The organism is Labilithrix sp., from assembly GCA_019637155.1.
GTDB lineage: Bacteria > Myxococcota_A > Polyangia > Polyangiales > Polyangiaceae > Labilithrix.
Genome location: JAHBWE010000010.1, coordinates 391,382 through 404,440, shown reverse-complemented (window position 1 = coordinate 404,440; position 13,059 = coordinate 391,382). Strand labels below are relative to the sequence as shown.

At 70.2% G+C, this 13,059-nt stretch carries 10 protein-coding genes; 4 read left to right on the top strand and 6 right to left on the bottom strand.

Features of this window, described 5'->3' with window-relative positions; translation table 11 throughout:
• Positions 1 to 487 (top strand): hypothetical protein (locus KF837_23245; protein MBX3230257.1); only part of this gene is annotated, 487 nt, incomplete at its 5' end.
• 26 nt (positions 488 to 513) lie between these two features.
• On the opposite strand, the gene KF837_23240 is transcribed toward KF837_23245, so the two are convergent.
• The 4 genes from KF837_23240 to KF837_23225 all read right to left on the bottom strand — a co-directional run bounded on the left by KF837_23240 (position 514) and on the right by KF837_23225 (position 5,374).
• A complete protein-coding gene (locus tag KF837_23240) occupies positions 514 to 1,416 on the bottom strand; it encodes a hypothetical protein (protein MBX3230256.1) in 903 nt (300 codons plus the stop codon).
• Positions 1,417 to 1,560: 144 nt separating this feature from the next.
• The gene (locus KF837_23235; protein MBX3230255.1) at positions 1,561 to 2,793 is read right to left on the bottom strand and encodes an ATP-binding protein; all 1,233 of its coding nucleotides are present in this window, start codon (positions 2,791 to 2,793) and stop codon (positions 1,561 to 1,563) included.
• 91 nt (positions 2,794 to 2,884) lie between these two features.
• Positions 2,885 to 4,237 carry a cytochrome P450 gene (locus tag KF837_23230; protein ID MBX3230254.1) on the bottom strand — a complete coding sequence of 451 codons (1,353 nt, stop codon included), beginning with the start codon at positions 4,235 to 4,237 and terminating at the stop codon, positions 2,885 to 2,887.
• A gap of 711 nt (positions 4,238 to 4,948) precedes the next feature.
• Positions 4,949 to 5,374 (bottom strand): DUF3486 family protein, encoded by a 426-nt coding sequence (locus tag KF837_23225; protein ID MBX3230253.1) that lies wholly within the window; start codon positions 5,372 to 5,374, stop codon positions 4,949 to 4,951.
• Between the two features lie 33 nt (positions 5,375 to 5,407).
• Between KF837_23225 and KF837_23220 the strand changes: the two genes are divergently transcribed.
• Entirely contained in the window at positions 5,408 to 6,619 is a 1,212-nt protein-coding gene (locus KF837_23220; protein ID MBX3230252.1) for a hypothetical protein, read from the top strand.
• A gap of 44 nt (positions 6,620 to 6,663) precedes the next feature.
• Positions 6,664 to 7,050, top strand: coding sequence for a molecular chaperone DnaJ (locus KF837_23215; GenBank protein ID MBX3230251.1), 387 nt, complete (start codon positions 6,664 to 6,666; stop codon positions 7,048 to 7,050).
• A gap of 3 nt (positions 7,051 to 7,053) precedes the next feature.
• Here KF837_23215 and KF837_23210 read toward each other — a convergent pair whose 3' ends face one another.
• Positions 7,054 to 8,565 carry an AAA family ATPase gene (locus KF837_23210; protein MBX3230250.1) on the bottom strand — a complete coding sequence of 504 codons (1,512 nt, stop codon included), beginning with the start codon at positions 8,563 to 8,565 and terminating at the stop codon, positions 7,054 to 7,056.
• 167 nt (positions 8,566 to 8,732) lie between these two features.
• On the opposite strand from KF837_23210, the gene KF837_23205 reads away from it, so the two are divergent.
• Entirely contained in the window at positions 8,733 to 12,602 is a 3,870-nt protein-coding gene (locus KF837_23205; protein ID MBX3230249.1) for a hypothetical protein, read from the top strand.
• A gap of 2 nt (positions 12,603 to 12,604) precedes the next feature.
• On the opposite strand, the gene KF837_23200 is transcribed toward KF837_23205, so the two are convergent.
• Positions 12,605 to 13,012, bottom strand: a complete 408-nt coding sequence (locus KF837_23200) for a hypothetical protein (GenBank protein MBX3230248.1) — start codon at positions 13,010 to 13,012, stop codon at positions 12,605 to 12,607.
• Positions 13,013 to 13,059: the final 47 nt, after the last annotated feature.

Below are 13,059 nucleotides of genomic sequence, written 5' to 3'. Positions count from 1 at the left end.
CGCGAGGCTCCTCGCGGCCTCGGCGGAGCGCGCGGCCGCCGCGAAGGCGAGCGCGAGCGCACCGGCCGCCAGCGCGCCGGAGACCGCGGCCGAGCGCGGCCACCGCGAGACGAACGACATCGAGGAGTACGGCCGCTTCATCTCCCAGGCGATCCGGGACGACTTCGTGCCCCTCGCGCGCGACTGCGCGAAGCAGCTCGCGGCGCGGAAGCCGGACGCCCACGGCACCGCCGTCGTCGCGTTCGAGCTCCTCGGCGACGCGAAGATCGGCGGCGTCGTGAACGAGGCCGAGATCGATCACGCGAAGTCCGACCTCGTCGATCCCGAGTTCGAGACCTGCGTGAGCGAGTCGCTCATGAGCGTCTACTTCGATCCGCCGCCGGCCGGCGGCCGCGCGACATTGAGCTTCCCCGTCCACGTCCTCGAGGGCGAGGCCGGCGCCATCGACGAGGAGGTCGAAGACTTCCACCTCAAGGACCGCCGGTGATCGATCGCGCGGCCGCGCCGACTACCTCACAAGCAGTAGTTCGGCGTCTTGCTCATGCAGTCGACGACCTTGGCGTTGTTCGCGTCGATCGTCTTGAGGCTCGCCGAGTAGCTGGCCGCGCACGCGTTGAGCGCGTTGATCTTCGCGACCTTCTGCGCGTTGAGCGCCGAGATCTGGGACGTGAGCGCGGAGATGATCCCGTTGAGGCCGGCCTCCGTGAGGTTGCCGCTGACGGCGCTGTCGAGCGGCGCCGGCAGCGCTCCCGCGAGCGCGTCGGTGATCGCGGACTTGATCTGGTCCATCGCGATGCCCTTCAGGACGTTCACGGCGGCCTTGCCGAGCGCGCCGCCCGCGCCCGCCGTGACGAGCCCCGCCGTCGTGGTGACGACGTTCGCGACGAGATCGGCCACGCCGCCGTAGAAGGCCATGTCGGCGAGCGCCTGGAGGACGCTCTGGAGCTGGTTGACGATGACGCCCTTCAGGATCTGCTGGCGCATGATCTCCTTGAGCTCGTCGCGAAGTCCCTGGCACGGATCGGCCGGGTACGCCTGCCGCGTGCCGCAGTCGGTGCACGCGGCCGGCTTCGGCGGGTCGACGGGGGGCCCTGGCGTCACGTGGGGCACCGGGCCCGGATCGCGGATCGCCTGGTAGAGCCCCCACGTCGATCGCGCGAGCGCCTGCTTCTTGTCGGCGGGCATGTGCTCGTACGAGGTCGTCAGGCGACGCGTCAGCTCGCGCTTCGTGGCGTCGTTGATCGGCGTGCGCGCCTGCGAGGACAGCGTCGACTTGGAGGACGATCCGCTCGATGTCCCCCACGTCGACGGCGCGCGGTGCTCGGGCGCGCCCGGACGCGGCTGCGCGTCGGCGGCGCCCACGACGCCGAGGGATCCAAGGACAAGACACAGCACCGCGACGTTGGTTCGCTTCATGATTCCTCCCTCTAAGCTGTCGAGCTAGACGACGCTGGCGCCGAATCGATGCAACGCGGCGGGCGCGGACGAGCGCTCAGACTATCCGCCAAGCACCGAACCGTCATTGCATACAGGCACACGCGGCAATCGATCGCGCCTCCCTCACGCGCGCCCTTTGGGCGTGCGCTTCCGCGTGAGCGGCGGTCGCGCCGGCTTCGGCGGCTTCCACTCGGGCATCGCTCGCCGGAGGAAGTCGTCGAACATGGGGACGGTGAACTGCGTCTCGCCGTGCTGCGGGCTGAAGACCATGCCCTTCTTGATCAGCTCGTTGCGGAGCGACGCGGCGCTCGTCACCGGCACGCCGAGGACGTCGGCGATCGCGCCGGAGCGCTGCGGGCCGGGGCCGAGCGACGCCATGGCCCGCGCGTAGTCGCGCTCCCGCTCGGTCAGCCGCGCGAAGCGCACGTGGAAGAAGCTCTCGTCGAGCGCCGCGCGCGCGCGCACCGTCGCGCGCTGGACGTCCGTGACGTTGACCGGCGGAGTCTCGGTCTCGTTCCAGACGTGAAAGCCCCACTCCTGGAGGAAGTACGGGAACGCGTGGGTCTCCTCGACGATGCGCTGGACGGCGTGGTCGCTGATGCCGACGCCTTCGCGCTCGAGCGGCTTGACGATCGCGTCGCGCGCGCCCGCCGGATCGAGCGCCTCGATCTTCGGGTAGTCGAAGAGGCGCTCGGCGTACGACTTGGCCTCGCCGGCGAGCGTCGCGACCTGCGGGAGCCCGGCGCCGAAGAACAGGAACGGCATGCTCTTCTGCGCGAGCTTGTGGATCGCGACGATGAGGGCGGAGAGATCCGTCTTGCCGAGGTACTGCACCTCGTCGATGCAGAGGACGAGCACGCTGTCGACCTCGCGCATCGTCTCGGCGACGGCGAAGAAGAGATCGGGCAGGTCGTACTCGAGCGATCCCGTGTCCGCGACGCCGACCGCGGGCGCGACGGTGAACTCCACGTCGCCGATCTTCGCCTTGAACGCGGTGGCGAAGGCGCGGAGCACGCCGAGGGCGGCGCGCGCGCGGTGGGCGGTCTTCTCGACGCGGCTGAGCTTCAAGAGGAGCGCGCGCAGCTTCGGGACGAGGAGATCCGCGAGCGGCTCGTGCTCGGGCGACTCGAGCACGAGCGCGTGGAGCGCCTCCGCTTCGGCGATCTCCGCGATCTGGTTCAAGAGGACGGTCTTCCCGACGCCGCGGAGGCCGAGGAGCATGAGGCTCTTCGCGGCGCGCCCGGCCTTCGCGCGCTGCAGCGCGAGCGACGCGCTCGCCAGCACCTCGTCGCGCCCCGCGAGCTCCGGAGGCGGCGCGCCCGCGCCCGGCGCGAAGGGGTTGAGCGTCGGATCCATGGGCTTTTTCGCAGGGTATCACGACCTTCGAAATGTTTTGGCCATGCGTCAAAAGAAGCCAATAACTCCGAAAGCTCCCCCAATGCGCGGCTCAGGCGGGCGGCGGGCGACGCCGGACGAGCATCGGGAGGCCGCCCTGGGGTCGGAGCGTGACGGACGGGACGAGCTTCGGCTCGCGCTCGGGCGTGAGGTCGAACCGCCGCGCGATCGTCACGAGGACGAGCACCATCTCCATCGTGGCGAAGGCGTTGCCGATGCAGACGCGCGGACCGCCGCCGAACGGAAAGTACGCGTGCTTCGGGATCGGCGGGCCGGTCAGCCAGCGATCGGGATCGAAGCGCTCGGGTTCGGGGAACCAGCGCGGATCGCGGTGGACGACCCACTGCGCCGCCCAGAGCTGCGCGCCCTTCTCGACGGGGATGCCCGCGACGGTGAGCGGCTCGGTCGCCTCGCGGCCGATCGCCCACGCGGGCGGGTAGAGGCGCATCGCCTCGCGCACCGCGGCGTCGGCGTACTCGAGGGCGGGCACGTCGGCCGCCGTCGCCGCGCGATCGCCGACGACGTTGTCGATCTCGGTGCGGAGCTTCGCGAGGGCGAGCGGGTGGCGGCCGAGGAGGTGGAGCGCGTAGCCGAGCGCGAGCGCGGTCGTCTCATGACCTGCGAGCAGGAGCGTGATGGCCTCGTCGCGGAGCTGGCGGTCGTCCATGACGCCGCCCTCCCCCTCGTCGCCCTCGCTCGCGTCGATGAGCATCGAGATGAGGTCGCCGCTGTCGCCGCCCGCGCGGCGCTCGCGGATGATGCCGTAGACGATGTCGTCGAGCTCGGCGATCGCGCGCTTCGTGCGGAGGTTGCCCGGGAGCGGAACGGCGAGCGGGATGACCGCGCCGACGCCGGAGAAGCGCGCGGCGAGGATCTCGAGGCAATGCTCGACGCGACGCGCGACGGAGGCGACCTCCACCCCGAAGAGCGTCTTCGCGACGATGTCGAGCGTGAGGCGCATCAGGTCGACGTGGACGTCGCGCGTCTGCCCGTCTTCCCAGCCCTCCGTCGCGCGCTCGGCGTAGCGGACCATCACGTCGGCGTAGGCGGCGATGCGCTCGCGGTGGAAGCCGGGCTGCACGAGGCGCCGCTGCCTCTTCCAGAGCGCGCCCTCGCTCAAGAGGAGGCCCTTGCCGACGATGACGCCGAGCTCGCGCGTGAGCCAGTCTTTGACGAGGAGGTCCTTGCGCGCGATGACGAGCTCTTCGATCGCGTCGGGGTGGTTGAAGAGGAAGACCTCGTTGTGGAGGAGCGGGAAGCGGACGACGTCGCCGTGCTCCTTCGAGATCTCCGTCAGGAACTCGAGCGGCCGGCGGATCATCGCGTCGGCGCAGAGGACGATCGAGCGGGGGCCCGGCACGTCGGGCCGCGGCGGGAAGCCGAGGAGGGAGCGCAGGCGCTCCACCGGAGCGCGTCCCGGCTCCCTAGGCACGCGCCGCCTCGACGGTCGCGCGCTCCTCGCGGCCGACGTGGCTCACGTGCTCGGCGATGTCGCGCGCGCGGCGAGCGGAAGCACCTGACGATCTTCGGCTCGGACTGGGACACCCCCGACGGGACGTGCCTGCGCGACTACATCCACGTGCGGGATCTCGCCGCCGCGCACCTGTGTCGAAGTACACGGATCCTGTCAGTAGGCGCGGGGCCTGACAAATACCGAAGCCAGCCGAAGGAAAGCGGAGAAATTCCGAAGAACTGCGGCGGTCGAAAGGTGGGAACCGGCGCGGGGGAACACCTCAAAAATAGCGCAGAAGCGGTTCCCACCTTTCGCAAGTCCTTGAAGCGGCGAGGAAAAGCCGCTCGAACACGTCTGAACTAGACGGGCCGCATCCGGTGGGAGAAGCGGTCGAGCCGACCGCAAGTGCACGAAATTAGGCTGGGCGAGGGGGTGAGGGTGGGAACTGCGCCTCATTGCAGTCTAACGTCGCGGCATGACGATGGTTTTCAATAGTTCGCGCTCTGCAAAGGTGGGAACCGGAATTATGCCAGCCGGTACAGTTGGGCTGCGCAAAGGTGGGAACCGGAGGGACCCCTCGCCGCCACGCGATCGGCCGTCTTCACGCGCGCGAACGCCGCCGCCTTCCCGAGCCGCGAGCGGCAAGCCCTGACGCCCCCCCGTTCACGGCGCGCGGAGAGTCGCCGGAGTGAGCCCGAGGATCTGCGCCTTGATCATCTCGATGGTCGTTTCGCTGATGCCCTGCTCTCGCGCAACCTCCGCAGCGACACGCGCAGCGCGTTTGGCCGCGCGGTCGATGATGCGGGCCTCCGTATCAACGTTCGTCTTCATCGCTTGAGCGAGGTTACGTGCGCTCACGGTCAAGCTCTCAAGCGTCTTTTCGTCGACCGTCTCACTCTGAGCGAGCTGAGCGCGGGCGCGAAACATCAGCGCTTGAAGCGACTCGACAAGAAGTCGTCCCGGATCTGCTCCGTCCGGAATGGCGTCCAACTCGCGTCCGGCAGCCTGAGCCATCTCGCGAACGAACCGCAGCTCGCGCGCAAGAGACTGGAAGTTCAGGCTGTAGCGGTAGACCGCGCTTTCGCTCATCGCAAGGCGCTCGTGCTGGGACTGTCGTTGTCGTTGTCCGGGTGTGGGGTCGGCGCCGACAGCGCAAAGACGGAGCGATGGGCCGCCGAGTCGCGCGTCGCGATCGCCAAGAACGCGCCGGTCGAAGACGAGAAGATCAAAGAGCAGCTCGAGTATCACCGCAAGCGATCGGCGGAGATCGTCGGCAAGCACGCCGAGCAAGCGATGACGTCGAACGACGTGATCCTCGGCGTCAAGGGCTTCAACAACCTCGAGGCGGCGCCGTTCGATCAGCACGTCGCCTTCCTGCGCAAGCACAAGCTGATGCCGACGCCGGTGCCGGCCAACAAGCGGCGCATGGGCAAGTTCTTCGAGCAGACCTCGAAGGAGAACATGGACCGCATGGTCGCTCTGTCGCGCGACGCGCAGGCCAAGAAGCAGCTCGGCGTCGCGGTGCCCACCGTCGACGCGCTGGGGGCGTACCTGCTCAAGGAGCAGGAGGGCACGACGGGGGTGTCTTGGAGCACCGAGCTCGCGGCGATGCAGTACGCCGCCATGATCGTGGCGTTCGAGCACAAGACGGAGAGCAAGGCGTCGGACGCGCTGGTCGGCGAGCTGGCGCAGATGATGTCGCTGCGCGATCAGGCGCGCCTCCAGATGGCGACGCACACCGCGATGCTCGCGTCCTTCGAAGGCGTCGTCCACGGCGGCGATCCCAAGGCGGTGATGGATCTGGCGGCGGCCTCCAAGAAGCAGATCAACGAGGCGCCGAAGGTGAGCCTCGAGAGCGCGCGCGAGTTCGCGCGGCAGCTGAGCAAGCAGAGCCTCGACATCGCCGCCTCCCTCGAAGCGACGATGCGCGCGGCGCACGGCGACGCGGAGTACGAGCGCCACTACCAGGGAGAGCTCGTCCGCACGCTCGGGGAGATCGAGAAGGCCGAAGGAGAGGCGTCGCTGTACACGATCGTCGATCAAACCCAGAAGCGCGCGCGGATGGCGGAGCTCGAGGCGCTGGCGAAGAACGTCAAGGAGCGCCTCATCGAGCGCGCCAAGTCGCTCGGTCTGGAGAAGGCCGAGTCGATCTTGTCGGCGCTCCCCTTCGGCAAGCAGATCGTCTCCGGGATCAAGGCGGTGAAGGCGCTCGTCACCGGGCACCCGCGCGAGGCGCTCGCCGCCGCGATCGACGCCGTGCCGCCGGGTCCGATCCAGGAGGGCATGAAGAGCGCCGTCAACATCGGCTTCGCGATCGAGAAGCGCCTCCGGTAAGCGGTCGCTGGTCGCGGGCGCCGCGCGAGCGTAAAGGTGTAGCCATGAACAAGCCCCAAGAGATCGAGCTCTGCGGTGTGTGCGGCGGGGACGGGACGATCGACAACGCTTGGGGGCAGCGCGCGAAGTGCCCGAGCTGTCACGGGAACGGGAAGCGCCGGGTGGACACCGGGTTCCACGACGTGACGAAGACCAAGCCTTCGCACCACGGCGTCCCGACGAATCGTCAGGGCGTCGTCGTGAAGGAGACGAAGCCGACGACGCCGATGGGCATCCTCTTGATGAACGAGGTCGAGAAGACGGCGCTCAGCGCGGACGCGAAGGCCAAGCTCGTGCTCGAGATCTACGAGCACGAGGCGAGTCACGGTCAGGTGACGAAGACGTTCGTGAAGAAGCTGCGCAAGGGCGCCGGCATCAAGGCCGGCGGCTGAGCCTCACCCGCCGTCGGCGCGGACGGCGCGCCCGTCGGCCCAGGCGCGGAGCGCGCCGATGCGCTCGGCCATCGTGACCGAGAGCGGCGTCGTCGCGCGGCTCTCCGCGAGCAGGTGCTCCGCGCCGAGCTCGACGTTCGCCGAGAACGCGGCGTGGAGCGCGGCGATGACCGCCTGCTCGATCTCGGCGCCGCTCCACCCCTCCGTCGCGAGGACGACCTCGCGCACCGTCCCTTCGTCGACGATCCTCCCGCGCGACGCGAGGTGGATCCGAAAGAGCTCCGAGCGCGCGTGAGGATCGGGGAGGTCGACGAAGAACAGCTCGTCGAAGCGTCCCTTGCGGAGGAGCTCGGGCGGCAGCGCGGCGACGTCGTTCGCCGTCGCGACGACGAAGACGCGCGCGCGGTGCTCCTGGAGCCAGGCCAGGAGCGAGCCCATGAGCCGCGCCGACACGCCGCCGTCGTTCTCGCGCGAGCTCGCGAACGCCTTCTCGAGCTCGTCGATCCAGACGACGAGCGGCGCCATCGACTCGATCGTCGCGAGCGTGCGCCGGAGCGTCTTCTCCGTCTCGCCGATGTACTTCGAGAACAGGTTCGCCGGGTCGAGGCGGACGATCGGGAGACGCCACTCGCCGGCGACCGCCTTCGCGGCGAGGCTCTTGCCGCAGCCTTGCACGCCGATGAGCAGGACGCCGCGCGCGGGCGTGAGGCCGAACGCCTTGGCCGCGTCGGGCTCCTGGAAGGCGCGCGACCGCGTCCGGATCCACTCCTTGAAGGTCGCGAGGCCGGCGACCTGCGAGAGATCGGTCGGCGACGCGACGTAGGAGAGGACGCCCGTGCGCTCGAGGATCTCGCGCTTCGCCTGGCGGATCTCCTCGATGTCGTCGGCGTTCAGCTTGCCGTCGCGGACGATCCCGCGCGCGACGATGCGCCTCGTGTCGGCGAGGGAGAGGCCGCGGAGGTGCTCGTAGAGGTCGCGCGTGTCGTCGGCGTCGAGCTCCACCTGCACCTCGCGCCGCATGCGGAGCTCGTTGATGACGCCGTGGATGATCTGGCGATACTCGGTGAGGCTCGGCGGCGGGAGGCGGAGGTGCGTCGCGAACGACTCCAGATCGCGCGGGAGCTCGATGCTCGCGCCGGACACGATGAGGGCGCCGTGGTGCTGCAAAAGCTTCCGGCAGACGTCCTTGAGCCGCGACACGACGCGCGCGTCCCGGAGCGGCTCGTCGAACCCGCGCAGGTGGTAGAGCGACGGCCGGTTCGCGCGCTCGATGAGGGCGAGGCACTCGAGGGGATCGTCGCTCTTGTCGGCGGGGCGATCGCTGTCGGCCGGGGTCAAGCCGACGTGTGCGCGCCACGCGAGGACGGGGAGCCGGAGGCGCATCGCGGCGGTGTCGATCACGGAGATGAGGCGGTCCTCCTCGACGTCCTCGCAGACGATGAGCGAGTCGTGCGACTCGAGCAAGAGCGTCAGCGCCTGCACGTTGGCCTCGTCCGGCGGCACGCCCCAGCGCATCGACCCTGAAAGCTACCACGCGCGCTAGCTTCGTTTCGGGCGGGTTGTGATAGCCCTAAAGGGTGGCAGCTTCGCGCTTTCGCACGCTCTTTGGTGCGCTCTTCGTCTTGCTCGTCGCCTCTTGCAGCGGCGGGGGGTGCAGCGGGTGCGGCGCCGGTTGCGGAGGGATGACGCCGCTGCCGGGCGGGTTCCCGGCGAACCGGTCGGTCGAGAACGCGGCGACGGTGCGCATCTCGAAGCCCGGGCTCGCCTTCGTCGAGCAGAACCTCGCCGGCATCGCGTCGACCGCGCTCGAGGCGCCGGGCGGCATCGTCGACTTCCCGGTCCCGACGTTCGACTTCGACAGCACGGTCTCCGGTCGCGCCTGCCCCGACGGGCCCGATCCCACCGCGAGGCCGCCCCGCTGCATCGCGCAGGCGAACGTCGGCGCGGCGAAGTTCCAGATCGACGCCGTCACCCCGAACGCGCTCCGCGTGAAGGCGACGCTCCCGCTCAAGCTCGACGACATCCCGGTCGCGATCACCTCGCCGTCGATCGGGACGGTGCACATCGGCTACGGCGCGAACACGAGCTGCGACGCCGAGAAGCCCAACGTCACGCCGAAGGACCTGCCGCTCACGATCACGATCCCGATCGCGGCCGAGACCGTGTCGCCGCGGCAGGGCTACTCGAAGGTCGACGTCGACGGCGCCGTCGTCGACCTCAGCGAGCTGAAGAGCGACGACGTCCGGATCTGCGCGACGTGCGGCATCTTCCCCGCCAGCTTCTGCAACTCGGTCCTCAACTCCGCGTTCCTCAAGGGCGCCATCGTCGACCGGATCAAGGGCAGCCTCGACGAGCAGCTCAAGACCGCGCTCAAGGACTACCTCTGCACCGCGCCGAACCCCACCCTCGTGCCGGCGTGCCCGCTCGACTCCGCGCCCGACGCCGAGAGCAAGTACTGCGTCTACGACGCCGACAAGACCAAGTGCGTTCCGACGCTGCTCGGGACCGACGCCCACGTCGACCTCGGCGGCTTCCTCGCCTCCGTGTCGCCGACGACGGCGGGCGGCATCGACTTCGGCGTCGCCTCGTTCGGGCCGATGAAGCCCCTCCCCTCCCTGCCCGAGGCGGCCGGGCGCACGCCGAACGGCATCACGCTCGGCATGGTCGGCGGCGTCCTCCCGCAGCCGCTCTCGAAGTGCGTGCCGCAAGCGCTCGCCCTCCCGCCGACCGGGATCCCCGTCCCCGACGAGCTCGCCCCCGCGGCTGCGGAGCCGGCCGGGACCCCGCACGTCGGCGTCGCGCTCTCCGGGCGCTTCCTCGAGTACGCGTTCACCAACGTCTACAACGCCGGCCTCCTCTGCCTCGGCGTGTCGACCGAGCAGTTCGATCTCCTGAAGAGCGGCATCCTCTCGATCCTGATCCCGTCGATGAAGACGCTCACCTTCGACCAGGCCGACGCCGCCGCCGCGATCGCGACGCGCCCGCAGAAGCCGCCGGTCGTGAAGCTCGGCGGCGGAACCGATCCGAAGACGGATCCGCTGCTCACGCTGGTCGTCCCGAGCCTGGCGATCGACTTCTACGTCTGGAGCTTCGATCGCTACGCCCGCGTCTTCACGTACACCGCGGACCTCACCGTGCCGGTGACGCTCATGACCGCGAGCGGCGGCATCGTCCCCTCGATCGGCGAGGTCACCGTCACGAACGGCGTCGTCACGAACGGCGACACGCTCCTCCTCGACAACCCGGCGACGGTGGCGGAGTCGGTGTCCGCGATCGTCGGATCGCTCTCGCAGCAGCTCGTCGGCGCCGGGCTCGCGCCGATCAGTCTGTCGGGCGCGGTCTCGAGCCTCGGGCTCGACCTCGCGGTCGACAAGATCGCGCGGCTCCAGAAGGGCAGCGACGAGTTCGTCGGCGTCTTCGCGACCTTCACGAAGCCCGCGCCGAAGCTCGTCCCCGACACGAGAGGGAAGCTCATCGGCAAGGAGGTCGATCCGAAGGGCCTCGACGGGAGCCACCTCCCCGCCCTCGCCCTCGCCTTCGAGTCGTCGATCGCGGATCGGCCGATCGAGTACTCGTGGTGGATCGACAACGGCACCCGCTCGCCGTGGTCGCGCGAGGCGAACCCGGTGCTCCGCACGCAGCAGCTCCTCCTCCAAGGACGCCACGTGCTTCGGGTCACGTCGCGCATCGTCGGCGACGTCGCGAGCGAGGACCCCACCCCCGCGGAGATCCCGTTCACGATCGACGGGCTCGCCCCGATCGCGAAGCTGACGCACGAGGACGGCGCGCGCCGCGTCGAGGCGTGGGACCTCGTCAGCACGAACGACGCGCTCCGCGCCCGCGTCCGTACCGGCGACGGCGCGTTCGGCGCGTGGCAGCCGCTCGCCGCGCTGAGCCTTCCGGCCGGCGACGCGATCGAGGTCGAGGTCGCGGACGAGGAAGGCAACGTCGCGGCGCTGCGCGACGCCGCCCCCGCGCCGCGCGCCGCGAGCGGGTGCTCCTCGTCCGGCGGCTCCGCGTCCGCCGGCGGCGTGCTCCTCCTCGCGGCCGCGCTCGCCCTCGCGCTCCGGCGCCGCCGCGTCGCGCTCGCGCTCGCGGTCGCGGGGTGCGGGAGCGACGCCGAGACGAAGACGCAGTGCGGCTCCGATTGCAACCAGGCGTGCCTCACCGGGCTCGCGACCGGACAGCCGGGCGCGTTCCTCTCCGTCGCGAAGGCGAACGACGGCGCGGTCTGGGCGGCGGGCTACAACGACTCCGCGATCACGAACGGCGAGGCGATGCCGTTCGGCGATCTCGTCGTCGGGAAATACGACCCCGGCACGAAGGCGGTCGCGTGGCAGACCGTCGACGGCGTGCCGGCCCGCAGCGACGGGACGTGCGCGACCTACGGGCGCGGCGAGTGGCGCGGCGGCGAGACCGCGGCCGGCGACAACGTCGGGCGCTGGGCCTCGCTCCAGATCGGCGCCGCGGGGCAGCCGCTCGTCGCGTACTACGACGACACGAACCATCGCCTGAAGCTCGCCCTCTTCGAAGAGAACGCGTGGAGGACGTTCGTGCTCGCGGAGGACAAGGGCGCCGACGTCGGGCGCTACGTGAAGATGGTGATCGACCAGGACAAGCCGGTCATCGCCTTCATGCGGACGGAGGAAGGTGTCGGCGGCAACACGCGATCGAAGGTCGTCCTCGCGCGATCGAAGACGAGCACGCCGCGCGAGCGCGTCGACTTCACGTTCGAGGACATCGCGGTCGACGAGGACGGGCCGTGCGGGCCGTCGACCTGCGGGAGCGGCAGCGTGTGCATCAAGTCGACGGGCACGTGCCTCCCGGTGTCGAACGGCTGCGATCGCTGCGAGGACGGCGAGGCCTGCGTCGAGGACGTGACGCCGGTGTGCCTCGGCAAGGCCTCCGAGGTCGAGGCGTACCCGAAGGGCATCGGCGCCGGGATCAGCCTCGCGGCCGGACCGTTCGGGCTCGGGCTCGTCGCCTACGACGGCCACCACGGCAACCTCGTCGCGCTCATCGATCGCGGCGCGGTGCCGTGGGATCGCGTCATCCTCGACGGCGAGACGGGCTCGCGCGCGGACAAGACCCAGATCGACACCGGCAACGCGGGGGCGTCGGCCTCGCTCGCGATCGACGACGGCGGCAAGTGGAGCGTCAGCTACGTCGACGCGACGAGCCAGACGCTCCGCTACTTCGAGGTCGTCGGCGGCAAGCCGGGGCGCCCCGAGATCGTCGACGACGGGAGCTCGGTCGACGGCCAGGCGTTCGGCGACGGGCGTCACGTCATCGGCGCGGACTCGCAGGTGCGCGCGCAGGGCGACACGATCACGATCCTCTACGCCGACTCGACGTCGCTCGGCGCGCGCCGAGCGGTCGGCCGCGGCGACGCCGCGAGCCGCACGTGGGAGCTGTACTCGATCAAGAAGCCCGACACGCGCTGGATCGCCTTCCCGCGCTTCGCGGGCGACGACCTCATGCTCGCGTGGTGGCGCAAGAGCTCGGCCGAGACCCGCTCCGTCGAAGGCAACGTGTTCGCGATCGAACCCTGAGCTCAGAAATGGACGCGGTGCGTGCGCGCCGCTTCCATCACGTTCGTCTGGAGCGCCATGAGCTCCTCGTCGCGCGCGACGATGCGGTCGTACTCGTCGACATCGACGCCGCAGCGGCCGCAGGCGAGCTCGATCGCGCGGCGGCGGCCGTCCTCGGTGCCGCCGTCGGGGTTGCCGCTCGCCATCAGCTCCTCGGCCTTGCGCAAGACCGACACAGCCTTGGCGCGTTCGGCCACGCCGTGGCCGATGTCGGCCGAGACGTTGGCTCGACCGTACACGCCCTCGGTCATGTCGCCGCCGAACGGGTCGGCGCGCTCGATCACGCCTTGTCCGAGCGGACGGCGCGGATCGGTGAAGTCACGGCCGGGCTGGCGCTCCGGCGTCGGCTGGCTCTCGGGGCTCTTGTTCATGCGGCCTTTCGCAGCAAGGCCCGTGCACAAGAATAGTGGTCTCAGGC